Annotated in this window: 23 protein-coding genes; 11 read left to right on the top strand and 12 right to left on the bottom strand. The window is 59.6% G+C overall.

Annotation, left to right across the window (positions count from 1 at the left end; genetic code table 11):
* Positions 1-579: a hypothetical protein gene (locus tag KGB25_RS06155; protein WP_008038245.1), complete on the top strand. Its 579-nt coding sequence runs from the start codon at positions 1-3 to the stop codon at positions 577-579.
* 74 nt (positions 580-653) lie between these two features.
* Positions 654-1,235, top strand: a complete 582-nt coding sequence (locus KGB25_RS06150) for a GGDEF domain-containing protein (protein WP_008038246.1) — start codon at positions 654-656, stop codon at positions 1,233-1,235.
* 149 nt (positions 1,236-1,384) lie between these two features.
* Here KGB25_RS06150 and KGB25_RS06145 read toward each other — a convergent pair whose 3' ends face one another.
* Positions 1,385-1,810 (bottom strand): VOC family protein, encoded by a 426-nt coding sequence (locus KGB25_RS06145; protein ID WP_192227364.1) that lies wholly within the window; start codon positions 1,808-1,810, stop codon positions 1,385-1,387.
* A 114-nt stretch (positions 1,811-1,924) separates the two neighbouring features.
* Here KGB25_RS06145 and KGB25_RS06140 point away from each other — a divergent pair, with 114 nt between their 5' ends.
* On the top strand, positions 1,925-2,782 hold the full coding sequence (locus tag KGB25_RS06140) for a LysR family transcriptional regulator (RefSeq protein ID WP_223434602.1): 858 nt from the start codon (positions 1,925-1,927) through the stop codon (positions 2,780-2,782).
* Between the two features lie 177 nt (positions 2,783-2,959).
* On the opposite strand, the gene fabI is transcribed toward KGB25_RS06140, so the two are convergent.
* The 8 genes from fabI to gloB form a co-directional block, all read right to left on the bottom strand.
* Entirely contained in the window at positions 2,960-3,754 is a 795-nt protein-coding gene (fabI, locus tag KGB25_RS06135; RefSeq protein WP_008028639.1) for an enoyl-ACP reductase FabI, read from the bottom strand.
* Between the two features lie 21 nt (positions 3,755-3,775).
* Positions 3,776-5,386 carry an ABC transporter ATP-binding protein gene (locus tag KGB25_RS06130; RefSeq protein WP_207286645.1) on the bottom strand — a complete coding sequence of 537 codons (1,611 nt, stop codon included), beginning with the start codon at positions 5,384-5,386 and terminating at the stop codon, positions 3,776-3,778.
* Between the two features lies 1 nt (position 5,387).
* The gene (locus KGB25_RS06125) at positions 5,388-6,407 is read right to left on the bottom strand and encodes an ABC transporter permease (protein WP_008028637.1); all 1,020 of its coding nucleotides are present in this window, start codon (positions 6,405-6,407) and stop codon (positions 5,388-5,390) included.
* A 1-nt stretch (position 6,408) separates the two neighbouring features.
* The gene (locus KGB25_RS06120) at positions 6,409-7,482 is read right to left on the bottom strand and encodes a microcin C ABC transporter permease YejB (RefSeq protein ID WP_008028636.1); all 1,074 of its coding nucleotides are present in this window, start codon (positions 7,480-7,482) and stop codon (positions 6,409-6,411) included.
* A 3-nt stretch (positions 7,483-7,485) separates the two neighbouring features.
* Entirely contained in the window at positions 7,486-9,327 is a 1,842-nt protein-coding gene (locus tag KGB25_RS06115) for an extracellular solute-binding protein (protein WP_192227362.1), read from the bottom strand.
* Positions 9,324-11,138, bottom strand: a complete 1,815-nt coding sequence (locus KGB25_RS06110) for an extracellular solute-binding protein (RefSeq protein ID WP_411740535.1) — start codon at positions 11,136-11,138, stop codon at positions 9,324-9,326. The genes KGB25_RS06115 and KGB25_RS06110 overlap by 4 nt, the downstream gene beginning before the upstream one ends.
* Positions 11,139-11,478: 340 nt before the next feature.
* Positions 11,479-12,936 carry a transglycosylase SLT domain-containing protein gene (locus tag KGB25_RS06105; protein WP_008038257.1) on the bottom strand — a complete coding sequence of 486 codons (1,458 nt, stop codon included), beginning with the start codon at positions 12,934-12,936 and terminating at the stop codon, positions 11,479-11,481.
* Between the two features lie 99 nt (positions 12,937-13,035).
* Positions 13,036-13,803, bottom strand: coding sequence for a hydroxyacylglutathione hydrolase (gloB, locus tag KGB25_RS06100; RefSeq protein ID WP_223434600.1), 768 nt, complete (start codon positions 13,801-13,803; stop codon positions 13,036-13,038).
* Between the two features lie 65 nt (positions 13,804-13,868).
* Here gloB and KGB25_RS06095 point away from each other — a divergent pair, with 65 nt between their 5' ends.
* Both KGB25_RS06095 and rnhA read left to right on the top strand, forming a co-directional pair.
* The gene (locus tag KGB25_RS06095) at positions 13,869-14,627 is read left to right on the top strand and encodes a methyltransferase domain-containing protein (RefSeq protein ID WP_008038260.1); all 759 of its coding nucleotides are present in this window, start codon (positions 13,869-13,871) and stop codon (positions 14,625-14,627) included.
* A 90-nt stretch (positions 14,628-14,717) separates the two neighbouring features.
* Entirely contained in the window at positions 14,718-15,170 is a 453-nt protein-coding gene (gene rnhA, locus KGB25_RS06090; protein ID WP_008028618.1) for a ribonuclease HI, read from the top strand.
* 96 nt (positions 15,171-15,266) lie between these two features.
* Here rnhA and KGB25_RS06085 read toward each other — a convergent pair whose 3' ends face one another.
* Positions 15,267-15,578 carry a DUF2388 domain-containing protein gene (locus KGB25_RS06085; RefSeq protein ID WP_008038263.1) on the bottom strand — a complete coding sequence of 104 codons (312 nt, stop codon included), beginning with the start codon at positions 15,576-15,578 and terminating at the stop codon, positions 15,267-15,269.
* Between the two features lie 190 nt (positions 15,579-15,768).
* Here KGB25_RS06085 and dnaQ point away from each other — a divergent pair, with 190 nt between their 5' ends.
* The 3 genes from dnaQ (at position 15,769) to KGB25_RS06070 (ending at position 19,652) form a co-directional block, all read left to right on the top strand.
* Positions 15,769-16,527 (top strand): DNA polymerase III subunit epsilon, encoded by a 759-nt coding sequence (dnaQ, locus tag KGB25_RS06080; protein WP_008038265.1) that lies wholly within the window; start codon positions 15,769-15,771, stop codon positions 16,525-16,527.
* A gap of 240 nt (positions 16,528-16,767) precedes the next feature.
* Positions 16,768-19,023, top strand: a complete 2,256-nt coding sequence (locus KGB25_RS06075) for an Orn/Lys/Arg decarboxylase N-terminal domain-containing protein (protein ID WP_223434599.1) — start codon at positions 16,768-16,770, stop codon at positions 19,021-19,023.
* A 14-nt stretch (positions 19,024-19,037) separates the two neighbouring features.
* Positions 19,038-19,652 (top strand): GNAT family N-acetyltransferase, encoded by a 615-nt coding sequence (locus tag KGB25_RS06070; RefSeq protein WP_192227359.1) that lies wholly within the window; start codon positions 19,038-19,040, stop codon positions 19,650-19,652.
* Here KGB25_RS06070 and KGB25_RS06065 read toward each other — a convergent pair.
* Positions 19,618-20,511, bottom strand: coding sequence for a LysR family transcriptional regulator (locus KGB25_RS06065; RefSeq protein ID WP_223434598.1), 894 nt, complete (start codon positions 20,509-20,511; stop codon positions 19,618-19,620). The two genes, KGB25_RS06070 and KGB25_RS06065, sit on opposite strands and share 35 nt — an antisense overlap.
* Positions 20,512-20,599: 88 nt before the next feature.
* Positions 20,600-20,827 carry a hypothetical protein gene (locus KGB25_RS06060; RefSeq protein ID WP_008028606.1) on the bottom strand — a complete coding sequence of 76 codons (228 nt, stop codon included), beginning with the start codon at positions 20,825-20,827 and terminating at the stop codon, positions 20,600-20,602.
* Positions 20,828-21,003: 176 nt separating this feature from the next.
* Here KGB25_RS06060 and KGB25_RS06055 point away from each other — a divergent pair, with 176 nt between their 5' ends.
* The 3 genes from KGB25_RS06055 to KGB25_RS06045 all read left to right on the top strand — a co-directional run bounded on the left by KGB25_RS06055 (position 21,004) and on the right by KGB25_RS06045 (position 23,358).
* Positions 21,004-21,564 carry an NADPH-dependent FMN reductase gene (locus KGB25_RS06055; RefSeq protein ID WP_008028605.1) on the top strand — a complete coding sequence of 187 codons (561 nt, stop codon included), beginning with the start codon at positions 21,004-21,006 and terminating at the stop codon, positions 21,562-21,564.
* Between the two features lie 133 nt (positions 21,565-21,697).
* Positions 21,698-22,045: a metalloregulator ArsR/SmtB family transcription factor gene (locus tag KGB25_RS06050; protein WP_008028603.1), complete on the top strand. Its 348-nt coding sequence runs from the start codon at positions 21,698-21,700 to the stop codon at positions 22,043-22,045.
* 29 nt (positions 22,046-22,074) lie between these two features.
* Positions 22,075-23,358 (top strand): arsenic transporter, encoded by a 1,284-nt coding sequence (locus KGB25_RS06045; protein ID WP_008028602.1) that lies wholly within the window; start codon positions 22,075-22,077, stop codon positions 23,356-23,358.
* Positions 23,359-23,447: the final 89 nt, after the last annotated feature.

Here is a 23,447-nt window from a genome sequence, read left to right as displayed (position 1 = left end):
ATGAGGCGACATCTGATTCTGGGCGCAGTGGTGCTGATCCTCCTGACGATCTACGCCACGGACCTGTTCTCAGAGGATAGAGAAGCGTTGAAGGCTTTCGATACCGTGCAGAAAGTGTTTCAGAGCCCGCGCTGCCAGAACTGCCATATTCCCGGTGATTCACCGTTGCAGTTCGATGCCGGAACGCCCCACGCGATGAACGTCGTACGCGGCATGGACGGCAAGGGCGCGGCCGGTTTGCCGTGCGCCACCTGCCACGCCGACAGCAATCCGCCGGCCAGTTACGGCCCGCATGCTCCGCCGGGTGCACCGCACTGGAGCCTGCCGCCTGCGGCGCACAAAATGGCCTGGATCGGGCTGCCGGCCGACAAATTGTGCGCAATGATCAAGGACCGCTCCAGTAATGGCGACCGGGATTTCGCCGCGCTGATCAAGCATGTAAGCGACGACAAACTGGTGCTGTGGGGCTGGAATCCGGGTGAAGGGCGAGCGCCGGTGCCGGTGCCGCACGATATCTTCGTCACTCAATTCAAGCGCTGGGCCGAGGCCGGTGGGCCTTGTCCGGTGGTGGGTAGTTGACCGACGGTCCGTTAACCGGGAGTCAAACCGGGTATGGACCACTCTAAAGAACATACCCGCCAATGGAGTGAGTCATGCTGAACCCAGGCAAACCGGTAAAACACGGCGCTAACGCAGACCCGTTGCTGTCGCCCCAGCAAGCGCGTCAATTGCTGCGTGATCAGGCCCGTAAAGCCGAGCAGGAAGTGATTGGTGTGCAGATGGCGAGCATGGATGAGTTGACGCTGCTGTCCAACCGTCACGGCTTCACGACACTGGCCCAACTGGGGCTGGACGCCTGTCAGCAACTGGAAAAGCCGGCCACGCTGCTGTTTTTCGACCTCGATAATTTCAAGCACATCAACTATTTGTACGGTCGCGCCGAGGGTGATGACGCGCTGAAAACCTTTGCCGACGTGCTGCGCATCGCCTTCCGCGAAAACGATGTGATTGGCCGGCTCGGCGACGACGAGTTTGTGGCCTTGTTGACCGGTTCAAGCGCCGTGGACATTGGCGCCATCAAGTCGCGGCTCGAAGAAATCCTCGACGAGCGCAATGCCACGATGCGTCGCGGTTATGACATTCGCTTCAGCATTGGCCAGGTTGAGTACGACATTAATCTGCATCACTCGATCGATGAACTGCTGATTGAGGCGGAGAGGGCGTTGCATCGGTAGGCTGGAATTTCGGTGGTATATGAGCGGGCCTCATCGCGAGCGGGCTCGCTCCCACAGTGGATCTTCGCAGAATACAAAACCTGCATCCGGCACAAATCCTTGTGGGAGCGAGCCTGCTCGCGATGAGGCCCTCAAAATCACCCATATCTTCACTTGGCAAACAGCTGCCCGATATCCTTGAACGCTTTGAACTCCAGCGCGTTACCGCAAGGATCAAACAAAAACATCGTCGCCTGTTCGCCAACCAACCCCTGAAACCGAATACCCGGTTCAATCACGAATCGGGTGTCGCGCGCCTTCAGCCGTTCAGCCAAACCCTCCCACTCATCCATCCCCAGCACCACGCCAAAATGCGGCACCGGTACGTCATGCCCGTCCACGGCGTTTGTATGCGCCGCTTCCTGTGAGGCGTTTTTGGGCGCCAGGTGAATCACCAACTGGTGGCCGAAAAAATTGAAGTCGACCCAATGGTCGCTGGACCGGCCTTCCTCCAGGCCGAAGACGTCACGGTAAAAAGTCCGGGCTGCCGCGAGGTCATATACCGGGATTGCCAAGTGAAAAGGGGAGAGTTGCATCGCTGTGCCTCGCAGATTGACGGTGGTTGAGGTGGAGTTTAGCGCTGTGCTTTTCGATTAAAAGACGATAGTTTTTGCATCGAGCTCAAATTATTTCGATCAATCGAGACCGTCATGCTGCGTGAACTGAAAACCTTCATCGCTGTTACACGCTACGGCACATTCGCCGCCGCCGGCATGCACATCGGCCTGACGCAGTCGGCAGTCAGCGCGCAGATGCGCAATCTGGAACAGGCGTTGGGCATTCGTTTATTCGATCGCACCGGGCGTCAGGCGATTCTCAATGCGGCAGGGCAACGGGCGTTGCCGATGGCCCGGGAGATGCTGGAAACCTTCAGTCGCATGGCGGTCAGCGATGACGTCAGCGAATACCGCGGCGAGCTGAAGATTGGCGCAGTGGCCACGGCCCAGACCGGGTTGCTGCCCCAGGCGTTGTTGCGGCTGCGTCAGCAAGCGCCGTTGCTGGAGCCGAAACTGGTGCCGGGCGTTTCGCTCAATTTGCTGAGCCAGGTCGATACCGGGGAGGTTGATCTGGCCATCCTGATCAAGCCGCCGTTCGAGTTGCCCAAGGAGTTGTCGGCGCAGGTCATTCGCAAGGAACCGTTTGTGCTGATCGTGCCGCGGGAGCTTGAAGGTGATGACCCGTTGCAGATCCTCGCGGACCATCCCCATGTGCGCTACGACCGCAATTCCTTCGGTGGGCGCCTGGTGACGCGGTTCCTGCGTGAGCAGCAGATTGATGTGCAGGTGGCTTTGGAGCTGGATGAACTGGAAGCCATCGTCAAAATGGTTGAATGCGGATTGGGTGTTTCGTTGCTTCCTGAGGCTGGGTTGTGGCTTGAGTATGGCGCGAAGGTGCGGATCATCCGGTTGGGCGAACTGACGTTCTACCGCGAGATTGTGCTGTTGCAGCGCTACAGCCAACGTTTGCAGCCAATCCAGCAGCTATTTGCCGACTGCTTGAGCCAATAGATGATCCCTGTAGGAGCTGGCTTGCCAGCGATGGCGATGTCCGTCTCACTGTAAATGTTGGCTGTACGACCGCTATCGCTGGCAAGCCAGCTCCTACAAGGGATCGCGGTGGGGTCTGGAATTTCGGGCACAAAAAAACCCGCCTGTAGAGGCGGGTTTTTTCGTTACCGTCGAAGATTACTCTTCGAGGCTGCCCATGGCCGTGGTGTTGAAACCACCGTCCACGTACATGATTTCACCGCTGATGCCGGACGCCAGGTCCGAGCACAGGAAGGCGCCGGCGTTGCCGACTTCTTCGATGGTGACGTTGCGACGCAGCGGGGTTTGCGCTTCGTTGGCGGCCAGCATCTTGCGGAAGTTCTTGATGCCGGAAGCGGCGAGGGTGCGGATCGGGCCAGCCGATACGCAGTTGACGCGAGTGCCGTCCGGGCCCAGGGAGCCGGCCAGGTAACGTACGCCAGCTTCCAGCGAAGCCTTGGCCATGCCCATTACGTTGTAGTTAGGCATGGTGCGCTCGGCACCCAGGTACGACAGGGTCAGCAGGCTGCCGTTGCGGCCTTTCATCATTTCGCGGCCAGCTTTGGCCAAAGCCACGAAGCTGTAGGCGCTGATGTCGTGAGCAATGCGGAAACCTTCACGGGTGGTGGCTTCGGTGAAGTCGCCGTCCAGTTGGTCGCCCGGGGCGAAGCCGACGGAGTGCACGATGCAATCCAGGCCATCCCACTTCTTGCCCAGCTCAACGAAGACCTTGGCGATTTCTTCATCGCTGGCCACGTCGCACGGGAAGCACAGGTCCGGGTTGGAACCCCAGCTTTGTGCGAACTCTTCGACACGACCCTTGAGTTTGTCGTTCTGATAAGTGAAGGCAAGCTCAGCGCCCTCGCGATGCATGGCGGCAGCGATGCCGGATGCGATGGACAGCTTGCTGGCGACACCGACGATCAGTACGCGCTTACCGGCGAGAAAACCCATGTGTTGCTCCTCTCTTTCAGGTTATTGCGCAGTGGCTGGTGCCAGAAAAGCGGCTTCCAGCAACTGCTGTGTATACGGATGTTGGGGGGCGGCAAAGATACTTTGCGCGTCTCCCTGTTCGACCACTTGGCCATGCTTGACCACCATCAGCTGGTGGCTCAGCGCTTTGACGACAGCCAGGTCATGGCTGATAAACAGATACGTCAGGTTGTACTTGGTTTGCAGTGAACGCAAAAGCTCCACCACTTGGCGCTGCACTGTCCGGTCGAGGGCCGAAGTCGGCTCGTCCAGCAGAATCAGCGCCGGTTTTAGCACTAATGCCCGGGCAATGGCGATTCTCTGCCGCTGCCCGCCGGAAAATTCGTGGGGGTAGCGGTGCCGGGTTTCCGGATCCAGACCTACCTCCTTGAGTGCCGCAATAATCGCTTGTTCCTGTTCTGCCTCGGTGCCCATCTTGTGAATCCGCAGGCCTTCGCCAACGATCTGGCTCACGCACATCCGCGGGCTCAGGCTGCCGAACGGGTCCTGAAACACCACCTGCATCTCCCGACGCAGCGGCCGAACCTGTTGTTGCGTCAGGCAGTCTAGCTGCTTGCCTTCAAAACGGATCGCACCTTTGCTGCCAATCAGCCGCAAAATCGCCAAACCGAGTGTCGACTTGCCGGAACCGCTTTCTCCCACGATCCCCAGGGTCTGTCCCTGAGGCAGGCTGAAATTGATCCCGTCCACTGCTTTGATGTGATCGACGGTCTTTTTCAGCAAGCCTTTCTTGATCGGGAACCAGACTTTCAAGTCCTCGACCTGCAGCAGCGGCGGGCCAATCACATTGGTCGCCGGCTTGCCGCTGGGCTCCGCTGCCAGCAGTTCCCGAGTGTACGGATGCTGCGGCGCGCGGAACAACTCTTCGCACGATGCCTGTTCGACGATGCAACCGCGCTGCATGACACATACGCGATGCGCAATTCTTCGCACAAGGTTCAAATCGTGACTGATCAGTAACAATGCCATGCCCAGACGGGTCTGCAATTCCTTGAGCAATTCGAGGATTTTCAGCTGGACGGTCACGTCCAGCGCGGTGGTCGGTTCGTCTGCGATCAGCAGCTCCGGCTCGTTGGCCAGGGCCATGGCGATCATCACTCGCTGGCGCTGGCCGCCGGACAATTCGTGGGGCAGGGCTTTCAGGCGCTTCTCGGGCTCCGGAATGCCGACCATTTCCAGCAGTTCCAGCGTGCGTTTGGTCGCGACTTTGCCGATCAAACCTTTGTGGATGCTGAGAACTTCGTTGATCTGCTTCTCGATCGAGTGCAGCGGATTGAGCGAAGTCATCGGCTCCTGAAAGATCATCGCGATCCGGTTGCCACGGATGTGGCGGATGGTTTTCTCTTTCAGGCTCAGCAGGTCTTGCCCGGAGTACTCGATGGTGCCGGACGGATGCCGGGCGAGCGGGTAGGGCAGCAGGCGCAGGATCGAGTGCGCGGTCACCGATTTGCCGGAACCGCTTTCACCCACCAACGCCAGGGTTTCGCCGCGCTTGATGTCGAAGCTGACACCTTCGACCACTCGCTGGCAGCGCTCGCCAACGACGAATTCGACGGCCAGGTCGCGCACTTCGATCAGATTGTCCTGATTCATTTCACTTCCTCGGGTCGAAGGCATCGCGAGCGGACTCGCCGATGAACACCAGCAGACTCAACATCAACGCCAGCACCGCAAACGCGCTCATGCCCAGCCACGGCGCTTGCAGGTTGGATTTGCCCTGGGCCACCAGCTCACCGAGCGACGGCGCGCCCGGCGGCAGGCCGAAACCCAGGAAGTCCAGCGCCGTCAGCGTGCCGATGGCGCCGGTGAGGATGAACGGCATGAACGTCATGGTCGAAACCATCGCGTTGGGCAAGATGTGGCGGAACATGATCGCACCATTCTGCATCCCCAGCGCCCGGGCCGCGCGCACGTATTCGAGGTTGCGTCCGCGCAGGAACTCGGCGCGGACCACGTCCACCAGGCTCATCCACGAAAACAGCAGCATGATCCCCAGCAGCCACCAGAAGTTCGGCTGGACGAAGCTGGCGAGAATGATCAGCAGATACAGCACCGGCAACCCGGACCAGATCTCCAGGAACCGCTGCCCGGCCAGATCGACCCAGCCGCCATAGAAACCCTGCAAGGCACCGGCAATCACGCCGATGATCGAGCTGAGAATGGTCAATGTCAGCGCGAACAGCACCGAAATCCGGAAGCCGTAAATCACCCGCGCCAACACATCGCGCCCCTGATCGTCCGTGCCCAGCAGGTTGTCGGTCGACGGCGGCGCCGGTGCCGGGACTTTCAGGTCGTAATTGATGCTTTGGTAGCTGTAGGGAATCGGCGCCCACAGCACCCACGCATCCTTGGCCTTGAGCAGTTCGCGGATATACGGGCTCTTGTAGTTGGCTTCCAGCGGGAATTCGCCGCCGAACGTAGTCTCCGGGTAACGCTTGAGCGCCGGGAAGTACCAGCTGTTGTCGTAATGCACCACCAAGGGTTTGTCGTTGGCGATCAGCTCGGCGCCGAGGCTCAGGCCGAACAACACGAGAAACAGCCACAGCGACCACCAGCCGCGCTTGTTGGCCTTGAACAGTTCGAAACGCCGACGATTGAGAGGGGACAGGTTCATCTCAATGCTCCCGGCTTTCGAAGTCGATGCGCGGATCGACAAAGGTGTAGGTCAGATCGCCGATCAGTTTCACCACCAATCCCAGCAGGGTGAAGATGAACAACGTGCCGAAGACCACCGGGTAATCACGGTTGATCGCCGCTTCGAAACTCATCAGCCCCAGTCCGTCGAGAGAGAAGATCACCTCCACCAGCAACGAACCAGTGAAGAAAATCCCGATGAACGCCGACGGGAAACCGGCAATCACCAGCAGCATGGCGTTGCGGAATACGTGGCCGTAGAGGACACGGTGATTGGTCAGGCCCTTGGCCTTGGCGGTGACCACGTACTGCTTGTTGATTTCATCGAGGAAGCTGTTTTTGGTGAGCAGGGTCATGGTGGCGAAGTTACCGATCACCAGCGCCGTCACCGGCAATGCCAGGTGCCAGAAGTAATCGAGAATCTTGCCGCCCATGCTCAGTTCATCGAAGTTGTTCGAGGTCAGTCCCCGAAGCGGGAACCAGTCGAAATAGCTGCCGCCGGCGAACACCACAATCAACAGAATGGCGAACAGGAACGCCGGGATCGCGTAACCGACGATGATCGCCGAACTGGTCCAGACGTCGAAGTGACTGCCATGTCGCGTGGCCTTGGCGATCCCCAGCGGGATCGACACCAGGTACATGATCAGCGTGCTCCACAGACCGAGGGAGATCGACACCGGCATCTTTTCCTTGATCAGGTCGATGACCTTGGCGTCGCGAAAGAAACTGTCGCCGAAATCCAGGGTGGCGTAGTTCTTGACCATGATCCACAAACGTTCCGGCGCCGATTTGTCGAAGCCGTACATGTGCTCGATTTCTTTCACCAGCGCGGGGTCAAGACCCTGGGCGCCACGATAGGCCGAGCCGGCCACCGACACCTCTGCACCACCGCCGGCAATGCGGCTGGTGGCGCCTTCGAAACCTTCGAGCTTGGCGATCATCTGTTCCACCGGCCCGCCGGGGGCGGCCTGGATGATCACGAAGTTGATCAGCAAAATGCCGAGCAGCGTCGGGATGATCAGCAGCAGTCGCCGAAAAATATACGCCAGCATCTATTACTCCGTGCCCGCAGGGTCGGCTTGCAGTTTGGTTTCGACTTCTATCGCCGGTGTCACGTTGGGCTTGATCCACCAGGTGGCCGTACCGATGTCGTACTTGGGTGAGATTTTCGGGTGGCCGATATGGTTCCAGTAAGCCACGCGCCAGGTCTTGATGTGCCAGTTGGGGATCACGTAATAACCCCATTGCAGCACGCGGTCCAGTGCACGGGCGTGAGCCACCAGGCTTTTGCGCGAATCGGCGTTGATCAGTTGCTCGACCAGTTGGTCCACCACCGGGTCTTTCAGGCCCATGGAGTTGCGGCTGCCGGGTTTGTCGGCGGCGGCAGACATCCAGAATTCGCGCTGTTCGTTACCCGGCGAGTTGGATTGCGGGAAGCTGCCGACAATCATGTCGAAGTCCCGCGAACGCACGCGATTGATGTACTGCGAGACGTCGACCCGGCGAATCACCAGATCGATCCCCAGGTCGCTGAGATTGCGCTTGAACGGCAGCAGCACCCGTTCGAACTCGGTCTGGGCCAGCAGGAACTCGATGTTCACCGGTTTGCCGTTGGCGTCGACCATCTTGTCGTCGACGATCCGCCAGCCGGCTTCCTGCAACAGCTGATAAGCCTTGCGCTGCTGCGTGCGGATCATGCCGCTGGCGTCGGTCACCGGGTTCTGGAAGGCCTCGGTGAATACCTGCTCGGGGATCTTGCCGCGGAACGGGTCGAGAATGGCCAACTGATCGGCATCCGGTAAACCGGTGGCGGCCATTTCCGAGTTTTCAAAGAAACTGCGGGTACGCACGTAGGCGCCGTTGAACAGTTGCTTGTTGGTCCATTCAAAGTCCAGCAACAACGTCAGCGCCTGGCGCACGCGCACGTCCTGGAACACCGGACGGCGCAGGTTGAACACAAAACCCTGCATGCCGGTCGGGTTGCCGTTGGGGATCTGTTCCTTGTTCAACCGACCTTCGGCAACCGCCGGGATGTTGTAGGCGTTGGCCCAGTTCTTCGCGCTCATCTCCAGCCAGTAATCGAACTGTCCGGCCTTGAGTGCTTCCAGGGCCACGGTGTTGTCGCGGTAGTAATCGGTGGTCATCACGTCGAAGTTGTAGAAACCACGGTTGGCCGGCAGGTCCTTGCCCCAGTAATCCTTGACCCGCTCGTAGCGAATCGAGCGCCCGGCCTTCACCTCGCTGACCTTGTACGGGCCGCTGCCCAACGGCATTTCCAGGTTGCCCTTGTTGAAGTCCCGGGTCGCCCACCAGTGTTTGGGCAGTACCGGCAACTGGCCGAGGATCAACGGCAGTTCGCGGTTGTTGGTGTGCTTGAACTTGAACAGCACGGTCAGCGGGTCTTCGGCGACGGCTTCAGCGACGTCGCTGTAGTAACCGCGATACATCGGTGCGCCGTCCTTGATCAGCGTTTCGAAGCTGAACACCACGTCTTCGGCACGGATCGGATGACCGTCGTGGAAGCGTGCTTCAGGGCGCAGGTAGAAACGCACCCAGCTGTTGTCCGGGGCTTTCTCGATCTTGCCGGCAACCAATCCATATTCGGTGAACGGTTCATCGAGTCCCTGTTTGGCCAGGGTGTCGTAGATCAGCTCGATGTCGCCGGCCGACACGCCTTTGCTGATGAACGGGTTGAGGCTGTCGAAGCCGCCGAAACCGGCCTGACGGAAGACCCCGCCCTTGGGGGCGTCCGGATTCACGTAATCGAAATGCTTGAAGTCGGCCGGGTATTTCGGCGGCTCGTTGTACAAGGTCAGGGCGTGTTGCGGCGCGGCGCAGGCCAGCCCGGCGAACAACAGGCCGCTGGCCTGCAAGAGCAGGGCGCGTACGGGTTTCATCGATCTTTCTCCGAAGATTTCAGCCACCACGCGCTCAGGCCCAGCGTATAGGGCGGCGTGGTGACAAAGGCGAACCGGTTGCGGTAGGCCAGGCGGTGATAATTGAGGTACCAGTTGGGAATGATGTAGTGCTGCCATAACAACACGCGGTCCAGGGCTTTGCCGGCGGCAACCTGTTCATCGCGGGTCTGGGCGGCGAGCAGTTGCTCGAGTAAATGGTCAACCACCGGGTTGGCGATGCCCGCGTAATTTTTGCTGCCCTTGACCCCGACCTGGCTGGAATGGAAATACTGCCATTGCTCCAGACCGGGGCTGAGGGTCTGGTTCAGGGTCATCAGAATCATGTCGAAATCGAACTGGTCGAGGCGCTGTTTGTACTGGGCGCGGTCCACCGTGCGCAACCGGGCATCGATGCCGATACTGGCGAGGTTCTCGACATAAGACTGGAGGATGCGTTCCAGATTCGGGTTGACCAGCAGGATCTCAAGCGAGAGCGGCTGGCCCTTGGCGTTTTCGACTCGTTGACCGTTGAGCTTCCAGCCGGCCTCGGCGAGCAGGCTCAGGGCCTGGCGCATGGTGTCCCGCGGAATGCCGCGCCCTTGGGTCTGCGGCAGGCTGAACGGCTCGGTGAGCAGTTTGGCGGGCAATTGCTCGCGGTACGGCTTGAGCATCAACCACTCATGACCGACCGGCAGGCCGGTGGCCGAGAATTCGCTGTTGGGGTAGTAACTCATGGCGCGCTTGTAAGCGCCGCTGAACAGCGTGCGATTGGTCCACTCGAAATCGAACATCAGCCCCAGCGCTTCGCGCACCTTCGCGTCGGAGAAGGCCGGGCGCCGGGTGTTCATGAACAGGCCCTGGCTCTGGGTCGGGATCTGGTGCGGGATCTGCGCCTTGATGACATCGCCTCGTCGCACGGCCGGGAAGTTGTAACCGTTAACCCAGTTCTTCGCCTGATGCTCGATGTAGATGTCGAACTCGCCGGCCTTGAAGGCCTCGAACGCGACGTCGCTGTCGCGGTAGAACTCGACTTCCATGCGGTCGACGTTGTACTTGCCACGATTGACCGGCAGGTCCTTGCCCCAGTAATCCTTGACCCGTTCAAACACAATCTGGCGCCCGGGCGTGACCGAGGTCATGCGATAAGGGCCACTGCCCAGCGGCGGCTCGAAGGTGGTGGCCTTGAAGTCGCGACCTTTCCAGTAATGCTGCGGCAGCACCGGCAACTCGCCCAGGCGCAAGATCAGCAGTGGATTGCCAGCGCGCTTGAAGACGAAGCGGATGCGCTGTGGGTTGAGCACGTCGACCCGCAACACTTCCTGGAGATTGGTGCGGTATTGCGGATGGCCTTCCTTGAGCAGCAATCGATAAGAGAACGCGACGTCATACGCGGTGATCGGCGTGCCATCGTGAAAGCGGGCTTCGGGGCGCAGGTTGAACACCACCCAGCTGCGGTCTTCGCTGTATTCCACCGATTGGGCGATCAGGCCATAACTGGAGGTGGGTTCGTCGCCGGACGGCGCGTATTGGCCGGTGCCGACCATCAGCGGCTCGTTGAGCTCGTTGATGCCGTACTGCAGGAAATTCGCGGTGGAAACCGGGCTTGAGCCCTTGAAGGTGTACGGGTTGAGCGTATCGAAGGTGCCAAACGCCATCACCCGCAACGTACCGCCCTTGGGCGCTTGCGGGTTGACCCAGTCGAAATGGGTAAATCTGGCCGGGTACTTGAGCGTGCCGAACTGCGCATAACCATGGCTTTCGCTGATCGTCGCACTTGCGGAGGAGCTCAAGGCCAGGCTGATAAGGAGCAGGAGGAGGGGACGCTTCAAGTCAGAGATCCGATCCAGGCGGCTTGGGCTTTGTGGGCCGTACAGTAACAGCTTGTATGGACAGGAAAAAGACGGGGATTTAACGACCCGTTAATTGCCGGGGCAGATCGCTTGTGGAGGCTTGGAAACCTATTTGATCGCTCGTCGTACACAAACCCTGTAGGAGCCAGCTTGCTGGCGATGGTCGTTAACGATATCGCGTGAAATCTGGTTAAACGCGGCGCACTTGAGCCCATCGCCAGCAAGCCGGCTCCTACAGAGGTTGTGTGAACCTGTTTATGGTATTTGGGCAAAAAAAAGCCCCTGAAGTCAGGGGCTTTTTTTAGTGCGGCGAAGCAACCGTCAACATCTGACCCGGCTTCAGCGCCTGGCCGACACGCGGGTTCCAGCGCTTGAGGTGCTGCATTTCAACGTTGAAACGCTTGGCCACGATGTACAGCGAGTCACCTTGCTGGACCTTGTATTGGGTCTGCGGTTTCTTGGTGTCCGTCTTGCCATTCGTTTTGGTGTTGGCGGCCACTACGGTGTTGACGCGTCCGGAGCTGCGCTTGGTCTTGTCCTGCATCACCAGCGTCTGGCCAACCTTGAGGTCCTTGCCGGTCAGCTTGTTCCAGCGTTGCAGGTCTTTCACGTCGACCTTGTTGGCCTTGGCGATGGTGCCGAGGTTGTCGCCACGTTTCACGCGGTAGGCGCGTTTGAGGCTGGCGATCTGGGTATCGTCTGCGCCTTCGAACACCGGTTTGAGCGACTTCTTGCTGATCAGCTCTTCAGGACGCATGGTCGACAGGCTGGCGGTCAGCAGTTGCGCCTTGGACGTCGGCACCAGCAAATGCTGAGGACCGTCCAGAGTGGTGGTGCGCTGCTTGAAGGCCGGGTTGAGCTGGAACAACTCGTCTTCGTCGATATTGGCCACCGCTGCAACCTTGGACAGGTCCATGCGCTGGTTGATTTCGACGGCCTGGAAATACGGCTCGTTGGCGATCGGGTTGAGGTTCACGCCGTAGGCTTCGGGCGCCAGGACCACTTGCGACAGGGCCAGCAACTTCGGCACATAGGCCTGGGTTTCCGACGGCAGTGGCAGGTTCCAGTAATCGGTGGGCAGGCCAAGTCTTTCGTTACGTTCGATGGCCCGGCTGACCGTACCTTCACCCGCGTTGTAAGCCGCGAGGGCCAGCAGCCAGTCGCCGTTGAACATGTCGTGCAGACGGGTCAGGTAATCCATCGCGGCGGTGGTCGACGCGGTAATGTCGCGACGGCCATCGTAGAAACGGGTCTGGCGCAGGTTGAAGTAACGCCCGGTGGAGGGAATGAATTGCCACAGGCCAACCGCGTCGGCCCGGGAATAGGCCATTGGGTTGTAGGCGCTTTCAATCACTGGCAGGAGTGCCAGTTCCAGCGGCATGTTGCGTTCTTCAAGGCGTTCGACGATGTAGTGAATGTAGAGACTGCCGCGTTCGCCGGCGTTTTCGAGGAAGGAAGGGTTACTGGCGAACCACAGGCGCTGTTGCTCGATGCGCGGGTTGACGCCCAGGCCTTCCTGCAACTGGAAGCCCTGGCGCATGCGCTCCCAGACGTCCTGTGGAATTTGCGGGCTAGGCTTTTCGCTGAGCCAGATGGGCTTCTGTTTGGCTCGCGCTGCGATGTTCGGGGTATGTGCCGCGTCGGTCTGCGGCACATGGCTGGAACAGCCCGCCAGAGTGGCGGACACAGCCACCGCTATGGCTTGAGCCAAGCGGGTCAATGCGTCTGAATTGATGGCTTTACGAATAGATGACGACATTGGCTGGAAGTAAGTTCCGGGCAAAAATGTCGGGCGATTCTAGAAAGCGCACCCTCTGCGGTCAACCATTCAGATTTTTCGCACCAACGGCAAGCCCTCTCAGAACTTATCCTTCCAAGCGCGCAGAGCAGCAAAAACCGCACTCGGAGCCCGGTTATAGGTGCCATTCCGTTCGTCCACTTTTTCTTTAACAGATGTTTCGCCGACACGTAAAAACGGGTTTGTCAGCTTTTCCAAAGCGATCGACGAAGGCAGCGTGATGATGCCCGCTGCACGTTGTTCGGTGACTTTTGCCAGCCGTTCGACGGTATGTGGGTTGCCGGGCTCGACCGCTACGGCGAAACGCAGGTTGCTCAGGGTGTATTCATGCGTGCAATACACCTGCGTATCCTCGGGAAGGGATGCGAGGCGTGTCAGCGAGGTGTGCATTTGCTCGGGCGTGCCTTCAAACAGCCGTCCGCAACCGGCGGCGAACAGGGTGTCGCCGCAAAACAGCACGTCCTGATGGTAGTAGGCAATGTGCCCCAGGGTATGGCCGGGAACGGAGATCACCTCGAAGTCCCAACCCAGCACGCTGATACGGTCGTTGTCCTTGAGCGCGACGTCCCGCGCCGGAATGGTTTCACTGGCCGGGCCGTAGACCTTCGCGTCCGTCGCTTTTTTCAACTGTTTGACACCGCCGACATGGTCGTGATGATGGTGAGTGATCAAAATATCACTCAGTGCCCAACCCGGATTCGCCGCGAGCCAGGCCTGGACCGGCGCGGCATCGCCGGGATCGACCACCGCACAGCGTCGCGTGACGGGGTCTTGCAACAACCAGATGTAGTTGTCGGTGAAGGCGGGCAGGGCACTGATCTGTATCATCGTCGGATTCGCCAAGCGGAAAACAATGGCGCATCTTAGAACTTCCTGGCGCGTTGGAGAATGCAATGACTGATAAAGCGTTCGCTCAGGCTGATCCTGACTGGCTGGCCCTGATCAGCGCGGCCCGTGAATGGCTGTCCGGCCCCATCGGGCAATTTCTGCTGGACGAAGAACGACGCATGCTCGAAGACGAGCTGGGGCGCTTCTTCGGTGGCTATCTGGTGCATTACGGTCCTTCGGCCGAGACACCGCCGTCGGCGCCGCAGGTCCAGCGCAATGTGCGCCTGGGTGCGCCATTGCCGGGTGTCGAGATCGTGTGTGAAGAGCAGGCCTGGCCGTTGAGTGAGCACGCTGCCGATGTGGTGGTGTTGCAGCACGGCCTGGATTTCTGCCTGTCGCCCCATGGTTTGCTGCGCGAAGCGGCGAGCAGCGTGCGTCCTGGCGGGCATTTGCTGATCATCGGGATCAACCCCTGGAGCAGCTGGGGCTTGCGCCACGTGTTCGCCCATGACGCCTTGCGCAAGGCTCGGTGCATTTCGCCGTCGCGGGTCGCCGACTGGCTGAACCTGCTGGGCTTCGCGCTGGAGAAACGCCGCTTCGGGTGCTATCGTCCGCCGCTTGCGTCCCCGGCCTGGCAAGCCCGTTTGGCCGGTTGGGAGCGCAAGGCCGGTGACTGGCAACTGTCGGGTGGCGGCTTCTATTTATTGGTCGCGCGCAAGATCGTGGTCGGCCTGCGGCCGGTTCGTCAGGAACGTCGCGAGCCGATGGGCAAGTTGATTCCATTGCCGATGGCCAAGGTCAACCGCCGCAACATCGAGCCGTAACACTTTTTATATTCCCGGCCGGGCGCGTCCCGGCCTCGGGCATCGTCGATCAACGATCGGCGGGCCACCGCATTTTCTGGATAGATTGGCATGAGCGATAGCGTAGAACTCTTCACCGACGGCGCCTGCAAGGGCAATCCTGGCCCAGGCGGCTGGGGCGCATTGCTGGTGTGCAAGGGCGTTGAAAAAGAACTCTGGGGTGGCGAAGCCAACACCACCAACAACCGTATGGAGCTGATGGGCGCGATTCGCGGGCTGGAAGAACTGAAGCGTTCCTGCGACGTGCTGCTGGTGACGGACTCGCAGTATGTGATGAAAGGCATCAACGAATGGATGGACAACTGGAAGAAGCGCGGCTGGAAAACGGCAGCGAAAGAACCGGTAAAAAATGCTGACCTGTGGAAATTGCTGGACGAGCAGGTCAACCGCCACAACGTCACCTGGAAGTGGGTGCGCGGGCACATCGGGCATCACGGCAACGAGCGGGCCGACCAGTTGGCTAACCGTGGCGTGGATGAAGTGCGCGGTTACAAACAAGCCTGACCTTTGTAGGAGCCGGCTTGCCGGCGATAGCGTTCCCGAGATCAATACAAGGCTCAGGACCTATCGCCGGCAAGCCGGCTCCTACAAGATCGGTGTTCACAGCATCAAAATGGCGTTGGCCAGTTGTTGGTCTGAATACTGATCGCTCAGTCCGCCACGAATCCTCTCGAATGCCGCTTCAATCCGCGCTCCGCGAATCTCCCCGTCACTCGCCACAAATGCTGCCGCATCATCCTTGGCCGCCAGCACAATCTTGTCGTCCTTGAATGATCCGCTCGTGCCCTTGGACGAACTCAAGGTCAGGCTCAACGTGATATCGGTGCTGATTACAAAACTGGTGGCCTGGGCGGTGGTTGCGATCAGGCAGCCGCCCAGGACCAGCAGGCGTAGCGATTGTGTGGTGGTCATGACGAGCTCAAATCCATCGGAAACAAGCCGCGCACGCTATCAAGCCGTTCTTTGCCAAACTTTATGAACATTGCTAATGATTGTTAAAAACTGCATGAGCTTCAGTCATTTGCCTGTGCGCACGCCTGATCCCGTGGGCGTGTTAACATCGCCGTTTTTGCACGATTGACCCGTTGAGAGCTGAGCACTGATGGCCACCAGATCCGTTGTACTCGATACCGAAACCACCGGCATGCCGGTGACCGACGGCCACCGGATTATCGAAATCGGTTGTGTCGAGTTGATCGGTCGGCGCCTGACCGGCCGGCATTTTCACGTTTACCTGCAACCGGACCGCGAGAGTGATGAAGGCGCCATCGGCGTTCACGGCATCACCAACGAATTCCTGGTGGGCAAGCCGCGCTTCACTGAAGTGGCTGATGAGTTTTTCGAATTCATCAAGGGCGCGCAGCTGATCATCCATAACGCGGCGTTCGACGTTGGCTTCATCAACAACGAATTCGCCCTGATGGGCCAGCACGATCGTGCGGACATCACGCAACACTGCTCGATCCTCGACACCCTGATGATGGCCCGGGAACGTCACCCGGGGCAGCGCAACAGCCTCGACGCCTTGTGCAAACGTTATGGCGTCGACAACTCCGGCCGTGAGCTTCACGGCGCCTTGCTCGACTCCGAGATTCTCGCCGACGTTTACCTGACCATGACCGGCGGCCAGACCAGCCTGTCGCTGGCCGGCAATGCGTCCGACGGCAACGGGTCCGGCGAAGGTGCGGACAACTCGGCCACGGAGATCCGCCGTTTGCCGGCCGATCGCCAGCCAACCCGCATCATCCGCGCCAGTGAAGATGATTTGGCGCAGCACATGGCCCGTCTGGAAGTCATCGCCAAATCCGCTGGTGCGCCATCGTTGTGGCAGCAACTGCTTGAGGCTGAAGCTCAGGCTTGAATCTCGCGGATAGACATCGAATCTGTAGGAGCCAGCTTGCTGGCGATTGCGGCGGGGCAGTCGACACGTTCATTGCCTGAACGGACGCGATCGCCGGCAAGCCGGCTCCTACAGGGGCATGCGATCCACCAATGATATCGATGACCCATTTCGGGGCATTGCACTCGCCACAAGCGCCTCAACCCTCTACCCTGAGGTTATTGGCAGGCTACGGACTGCCGCCTCAGGACACTGAGCCCCATGTATAAAGATTTGAGATTCCCGGTCTTGATCGTCCATCGCGACATCAAGGCCGACACGGTTGCCGGTGATCGGGTGCGTGGCATCGCCCGGGAGCTGGAGCAGGAAGGTTTCAGCATTGTCTCGGCAGTGGATTACACCGAAGGGCGGTTGGTCGCGTCGACCCATCATGGCCTCTCGTGCATGTTGATCGCCGCCGAAGACCCCAGCGCCAACTCCCATCTGTTGCAGAACATGGCCGAACTGATCGGTCTGGCGCGGGTGCGTGCGCCGGATTTGCCGATTTTCGCGCTGGGCGAGCAGGTGACGCTGGAAAACGCCCCCGCCGATGCAATGGACGAGCTCAATCAGCTGCGCGGTATTCTCTATTTGTTCGAAGACACCGTGCCGTTTCTGGCACGGCAGGTCGCACGAGCCGCACGCAAATACCTGGATGGCCTGCTGCCACCGTTCTTCAAGGCGTTGGTGCAACACACCGCCGACTCCAATTATTCCTGGCACACGCCCGGCCATGGTGGCGGCGTGGCCTATCACAAGAGCCCGGTGGGGCAGGCGTTTCACCAGTTCTTTGGGGAAAACACTCTGCGCTCGGACTTGTCGGTATCGGTGCCGGAACTCGGTTCGCTGCTCGACCACACTGGCCCTCTGGCCGAGGCGGAAGCGCGAGCGGCGCGCAACTTTGGCGCCGATCACACCTTTTTCGTGATCAATGGCACCTCGACTGCCAACAAGATCGTCTGGCATTCGATGGTCGCCCGCGATGACCTGGTGCTGGTAGACCGCAACTGCCACAAGTCGGTGCTGCACTCGATCATCATGACCGGCGCGATTCCGTTGTACCTGTGCCCGGAACGCAACGAGCTGGGAATCATCGGCCCGATTCCGCTGAGTGAATTCAGCCGCGAATCGATTCAGGCCAAGATCGACGCCAGCCCGTTGACCAATGGCCGTGCGCCCAAGGTCAAACTGGCAGTGGTGACCAATTCGACCTACGACGGGCTCTGTTACAACGCCGAACTGATCAAGCAAAGCCTGGGCAACAGCGTCGAAGTGCTGCATTTCGATGAGGCCTGGTATGCCTATGCGGCGTTTCACGAATTTTTTGCCGGGCGTTACGGCATGGGCACTGCGCGCAGTGCGGACAGCCCGCTGGTGTTCACCACTCATTCCACCCACAAACTGTTGGCGGCGTTCAGTCAGGCCTCGATGATTCACGTCCAGGACGGCGGTGCGCGGCAACTGGATCGCGACCGCTTCAACGAAGCGTTCATGATGCACATCTCCACGTCGCCGCAGTACAGCATCATCGCCTCTCTGGATGTGGCGTCGGCGATGATGGAAGGTCCGGCGGGTCGCTCGCTGTTGCAGGAAATGTTCGACGAAGCCCTGAGTTTCCGTCGGGCACTGGCGAATTTGCGTCAGCATATTGCCGCTGATGATTGGTGGTTTTCCATCTGGCAGCCGCCGTCGGTGGAAGGCATCGAGCGCGTGGTGACGCAAGACTGGCTGCTGCAACCTGATGCCGACTGGCACGGCTTTGGCGGCGTGACCGATGACTATGTGCTGCTCGATCCGGTCAAAGTCACGCTGGTGATGCCGGGCCTCACCGCCGGCGGTGCGTTGAGCGAACGCGGGATTCCGGCGGCGGTGGTCAGCAAATTCCTCTGGGAGCGTGGGCTGGTGGTCGAGAAGACCGGGCTCTATTCGTTTCTGGTGCTGTTCTCCATGGGCATCACCAAGGGCAAATGGAGCACGCTGCTGACCGAGTTGCTGGAGTTCAAGCGCAGTTATGACGCCAACGTCAGCCTCGTGACCTGCCTACCCTGCGTGGCGCAGCAGGAAGGCGCGCGTTACAAGGGTATGGGGCTGCGCGATTTGTGCGATCAACTGCACGCCTGTTACCGCAGCAATGCCACGGCCAAACATCTCAAGCGCATGTACACCGTGTTGCCGGAAATCGCCATGAAGCCGGCTGACGCTTATGATCATCTGGTGCGTGGCGAGGTGGAAGCCGTGTCCATCGATGCACTGGGCGGCCGCATTGCCGCGGTGATGTTGGTGCCGTACCCGCCGGGGATTCCGTTGATCATGCCCGGCGAACGCTTCACCGAGTCGACCCGCTCGATCATCGATTACCTGGCGTTTGCCCGCACGTTCGATAGCAGTTTCCCGGGGTTTGTCGTCGATGTGCACGGCTTGCAACACGAAGACGAGGGCAATGGGCGGCATTACACCGTCGATTGCATCAAGGAGTGAGGACCTTTCCCAGTATGCAACCGGTCATGAATCCGAAATACCCAGGGCTGTCGGTTCGCGTTGCCGACGACGGCTTTGCGGCTTACATCTGGGGCAGTGATTTCAGTTTTGAAGTCACGGCCTATGTCGCCGCCGAAATCGGCAAACCGATGGAGCAGTGGTCGGTCACGCCAATCACCCCTTACCGCAAGTGCTATGGCATCGATCCCGAGGAATTCAGCAGTTTCCGCGACGCCGCCGACAGCGCGATTTTCATGGCCTATCTCGATGATGAGCCGGTGGGCCACCTGGTGGTCAGCACCAACTGGAACGGCTTTGCCCATATCGACGAGTTGGCGGTCCACGCGCCCGCCCGCCGGCATGGCGTGGCCAAGGCGCTGCTTGATGTGGCGCAGTTCTGGAGCCGCAAGAAAAAACTGCCGGGCATCATGCTAGAAACCCAGAACAACAATCTGGGCGCATGTCGGCTGTATGAGCGCTGCGGTTATGTGATGGGGGGTGTCGATCATCTGCGCTATCGCGGCATCGACCCGAACACCGCCGAAATCGCATTGTTCTGGTATCGATTATTCGACAATCCGCTGGAAAGCCCGATCAGCTCGCCAACATCGCCACGGCTTGTTCCGTGACGATGTCCAGCAGTGCCTGAAGGGCGGGGGAAGGCTCGCCGTTCTTCAGGGTCAGGGCGTAGACGCTGATCGGCACGGCGGGCGCCAGCGGGCAAGCATCCAGGCCGGCGGATTTGGCCCCGAGCGCGGTGAACGGGTCGACAATCGCCAAGCCTTCACCGGCTTCGACCATGCTGCGCATCATCTGGTGAGTCTGAACCCGAGTGTGAATCACCGGGGCAGGGCGCAGGGCGTGCAGTTTGTTGTCGAGTGCCGGGCTCAGCGGATCATGACCTTCCAGGCCGACCATCGACTGCCCCGCCAGGTCTTGCAGCGAAATGTATTTCTGCTTCGGTTGCAGCCAGCCATGGGGGGCCAGCAGCTGGAGTTTGCCCTGGGCAATTACCTGGCAATGAATATCGGCGTGGTCGGGATCGTGCAGGCTCAGGCCCAGATCGCTTTCGCGCAGCAGCAGGCTTCTGACGATGTCGCGGGTGGGTTGGCTCAGGAGGCAGCAAGGCACGTCGGGGAGACGCCGACGCAACGCCGCGATGCTCTGTGGCAACAACTGTTGTGCCAGGGGCGGCGTGCAAATAATGCGAAGGGGTGGGGCCTGATATTGCTTGAGGCTGCTGGCCAGTCGCAGGACCGGCTCGAGCGCATCGTAGACGTGGGCGATTTCGACCTGGAGCTCCCGCGCCTCGCGCGTGGCTTGCAAGCGTCCACGCACGCTGGAAAACAGCATGAAACCCAACTGACTCTCAGCGTCACGCAGAATGCCTTCGACCTCGGCCACTGGCAGCTGCAGCCATTCGGCGGCGGTGCCAAGGTGACCGGTCTGCAGGAGCGCCTGGATCACTTCGATATGACGTAAACGCATGCGTGAAGTCCATGTTCAGCAGGTGAGGGAGTCAGTGGCTGAATCCTAACCCAAGTCCGCGCATAAGACTTCTGCTCATAACGCGAGGTTATGAGGCGACGCTGGCTTCGGGTTCACGAATGAGGGTGACGCCCGATTGCACCAGCAGAAACTCGTTTTCATCAAGCTTGTTGACGCGATCGCCAATGGCCAGCTTGTAGGTGGTGACAGCGGTGAGGCCGTCTGCCGAAGGGGTGGATTCCTGGAACTCATGCACGGAATAGACACGGCCTTCCGCGTCTCTTGCATGGAACTGACTGACGAGTACTGCTGCCATCTGCTTAGAACCTCTGGAGATAAATCACTCAATTTGCGGTTCTGTAGACCGTGGTTGGGCGAGGTAAGTTTTCCTACAGGAAAAAAATAGTCAGGGGCGGCGTTTTTCAGTCGCCCACTGCTTGAATCGTCATCTATAACTACAAGCTCTTTCCATCGGACAGTCGAGAATCTTCCATGAGCAATGTCTACACGATCGCCGTTCTGGTCGGCAGCTTGAGAAAGGAATCGATCAACCGCAAGGTGGCGTTGGCCCTGGCCGATCTGGCACCTGCAAATCTCAAGCTCAACATCGTCGAAATTGGCGACTTGCCGCTCTACAACGAAGACATCGATGGCGAATCACCGCCGGCAGCCTACAGCACTTTCCGGCAACAAGTGAGTTCATCCGACGCGTTGCTGTTCGTCACCCCGGAATACAACCGTTCGGTTCCTGCGCCGTTGAAGAACGCAATCGACGTCGGTTCGCGTCCATATGGCAAGAGCGCCTGGGGTGGCAAGCCGGGTGCGGTGATCAGCTGTTCACCGGGGGCTATCGGCGGGTTTGGCGCCAACCATCATTTGCGCCAGTCCATGGTGTTTCTCAATGTGCCTTGCATGCAACAACCGGAAGCCTACTTGAGCGGTGCCGGTTCGGCCTTCGATGAAGCGGGCAGATTGTCCGAGACGGTGAAGCCGTTTTTGCAGAGTTTCATCAATGCTTACGGGCAGTGGGTCGAGCAGCATAAGAAAGTCTGAAAACCACTTTGATAGCCGCTGCCGAATGCAGGCTCGGCAGCGGCTGCACAAACAAACGTTTCCAGACTTTGCTTTACTGGATATTCGAAATTCCATATATTCACGCCTCGTTTGTCCGGAGGCGTTTCCCTGTATGTCCGACTCTTACAGTCCCGTCGATGTTTTCAAGGCCCTGGCCGATGACACGCGCAGCCGTATCGCGCTGTTGATCGCCCGCGAAGGCGAGTTGTGCGTGTGCGAGTTGACCGCCGGGCTGGACTTGAGTCAGCCGAAAATTTCCCGTCACCTGGCGCTCTTGCGTAGCAATGGGCTGTTGGCGGACCGCCGTCAGGGGCAATGGGTGTTCTATCGCCTGCACCCGGACCTGGCGCCTTGGGTCGTCACTCTGCTGCACGGCGCACTGGCTGAACATCAAGGCTGGCTGGCTGCCGATGTCGCACGCCTTCAAGCCATGACCGATCGCCCCGTACGTTGCTGTTAATCCCTGATTTCTGTTGAAGGCTGCTTTGCATGCTCATTGCGTCGTTGATTTTCCTGCTGACCATCACCCTGGTGATCTGGCAGCCCAAAGGCCTCGGTGTCGGTTGGAGTGCGGTGTTCGGCGCCGTGCTGGCGCTGATTTTCGGTGTGGTGCACCTCAGTGATATTCCGCTGGTGTGGCAGATCATCTGGAACGCCACCGGCACTTTTGTCGCGTTGATCATCATCAGCCTGTTGCTGGATGAGGCGGGGTTCTTTGCCTGGGCGGCACTGCATGTCGCGCGGTGGGGGCGGGGCAGTGGGCGCAAGTTGTTTGCCTACATGGTGCTGCTCGGCGCGCTGGTCTCGGCCTTGTTTGCCAACGACGGGGCGGCGCTGATCCTCACGCCTATCGTGATTTCCATGCTGCTGGCGTTGCGCTTTTCCCCGGCGGCGACCCTGGCGTTCGTGATGGGCGCCGGGTTTATTGCCGACACTGCCAGCCTGCCGCTGGTGGTGTCGAACCTGGTGAACATCGTTTCCGCCGACTTCTTCCACATCGGCTTCAATCGCTACGCGGCGGTGATGGTTCCGGTCAACCTGGTGAGCGTTGCGGCGACACTGGCGGTGTTGATGTGGTTTTTCCGGCGCGACATTCCCAAGGATTACGACCCTGAGCAACTGGAACATCCGTCCAGTGCGATCCACGACAAGGCGACGTTTTATGCCGGTTGGGCGGTGTTGCTGATCCTGCTGATCGGGTGCTTTGCGCTGGAACCGCTGGGTATTCCCATCAGCGCCATTTCGGCGGTGTGCGCGGCGTTGCTGCTGGCCATTGCTGCCCGAGGCCACAAGATTTCCACGCGCAAGGTGCTGAAAGAAGCGCCATGGCAGATCGTGATTTTCTCGCTGGGCATGTATCTGGTGGTCTACGGCCTGCGTAACGCCGGGCTCACCGGATACTTGGCGGGTTGGCTGGACGGTTTTGCCGGTTACGGCGTCTGGGGCGCGGCCATGGGCACGGGTGTGTTGACGGCGCTGCTGTCGTCGATCATGAATAACCTGCCGACGGTGCTGATTGGTCTGCTGTCGATTGACGCGAGTCAGGCGAGCGGAGTGGTGAAGGAGGCGATGATCTACGCCAACGTGATCGGCAGTGACCTAGGGCCGAAGATTACGCCGATTGGCAGCCTGGCGACGTTGTTGTGGCTGCACGTGCTGGAGCGCAAGAGCATTCGGATCGGCTGGGGGTATTACTTCAAGGTCGGGATTGTGTTGACGGTGCCGGTGTTGTTGGTGACGTTGGCGGCGTTGGCTGTGCGGTTGTCCGTTTAGACCGCATCGACCCTATCGCCGGCAAGCCGGCTCCTACAGGACTTGTGAACAACTGTAGGAGCCGGCTTGCCGGCGATGACGTCCTCCCG

The organism is Pseudomonas sp. BF-RE-21 (assembly GCF_019947305.1).
Taxonomy (GTDB): domain Bacteria; phylum Pseudomonadota; class Gammaproteobacteria; order Pseudomonadales; family Pseudomonadaceae; genus Aquipseudomonas; species Aquipseudomonas migulae.
Note: the sequence above shows the minus strand (reverse complement) of the source record. Positions and strands in the feature narration are given on the sequence as shown.

Coding starts and splice junctions, on each gene's coding strand:
- KGB25_RS06155 (WP_008038245.1), top strand. CDS start 1: ATGAGGCGACATCTGATTCTGGGCGCAGTGGTGCTGATCCTCCTGACG.
- KGB25_RS06150 (WP_008038246.1), top strand. CDS start 654: ATGCTGAACCCAGGCAAACCGGTAAAACACGGCGCTAACGCAGACCCG.
- KGB25_RS06145 (WP_192227364.1), bottom strand. CDS start 1,810: ATGCAACTCTCCCCTTTTCACTTGGCAATCCCGGTATATGACCTCGCG.
- KGB25_RS06140 (WP_223434602.1), top strand. CDS start 1,925: ATGCTGCGTGAACTGAAAACCTTCATCGCTGTTACACGCTACGGCACA.
- fabI (WP_008028639.1), bottom strand. CDS start 3,754: ATGGGTTTTCTCGCCGGTAAGCGCGTACTGATCGTCGGTGTCGCCAGC.
- KGB25_RS06130 (WP_207286645.1), bottom strand. CDS start 5,386: ATGAATCAGGACAATCTGATCGAAGTGCGCGACCTGGCCGTCGAATTC.
- KGB25_RS06125 (WP_008028637.1), bottom strand. CDS start 6,407: ATGAACCTGTCCCCTCTCAATCGTCGGCGTTTCGAACTGTTCAAGGCC.
- KGB25_RS06120 (WP_008028636.1), bottom strand. CDS start 7,482: ATGCTGGCGTATATTTTTCGGCGACTGCTGCTGATCATCCCGACGCTG.
- KGB25_RS06115 (WP_192227362.1), bottom strand. CDS start 9,327: ATGAAACCCGTACGCGCCCTGCTCTTGCAGGCCAGCGGCCTGTTGTTC.
- KGB25_RS06105 (WP_008038257.1), bottom strand. CDS start 12,936: ATGTCGTCATCTATTCGTAAAGCCATCAATTCAGACGCATTGACCCGC.
- gloB (WP_223434600.1), bottom strand. CDS start 13,803: ATGATACAGATCAGTGCCCTGCCCGCCTTCACCGACAACTACATCTGG.
- KGB25_RS06095 (WP_008038260.1), top strand. CDS start 13,869: ATGACTGATAAAGCGTTCGCTCAGGCTGATCCTGACTGGCTGGCCCTG.
- rnhA (WP_008028618.1), top strand. CDS start 14,718: ATGAGCGATAGCGTAGAACTCTTCACCGACGGCGCCTGCAAGGGCAAT.
- KGB25_RS06085 (WP_008038263.1), bottom strand. CDS start 15,578: ATGACCACCACACAATCGCTACGCCTGCTGGTCCTGGGCGGCTGCCTG.
- dnaQ (WP_008038265.1), top strand. CDS start 15,769: ATGGCCACCAGATCCGTTGTACTCGATACCGAAACCACCGGCATGCCG.
- KGB25_RS06075 (WP_223434599.1), top strand. CDS start 16,768: ATGTATAAAGATTTGAGATTCCCGGTCTTGATCGTCCATCGCGACATC.
- KGB25_RS06070 (WP_192227359.1), top strand. CDS start 19,038: ATGCAACCGGTCATGAATCCGAAATACCCAGGGCTGTCGGTTCGCGTT.
- KGB25_RS06065 (WP_223434598.1), bottom strand. CDS start 20,511: ATGCGTTTACGTCATATCGAAGTGATCCAGGCGCTCCTGCAGACCGGT.
- KGB25_RS06060 (WP_008028606.1), bottom strand. CDS start 20,827: ATGGCAGCAGTACTCGTCAGTCAGTTCCATGCAAGAGACGCGGAAGGC.
- KGB25_RS06055 (WP_008028605.1), top strand. CDS start 21,004: ATGAGCAATGTCTACACGATCGCCGTTCTGGTCGGCAGCTTGAGAAAG.
- KGB25_RS06050 (WP_008028603.1), top strand. CDS start 21,698: ATGTCCGACTCTTACAGTCCCGTCGATGTTTTCAAGGCCCTGGCCGAT.
- KGB25_RS06045 (WP_008028602.1), top strand. CDS start 22,075: ATGCTCATTGCGTCGTTGATTTTCCTGCTGACCATCACCCTGGTGATC.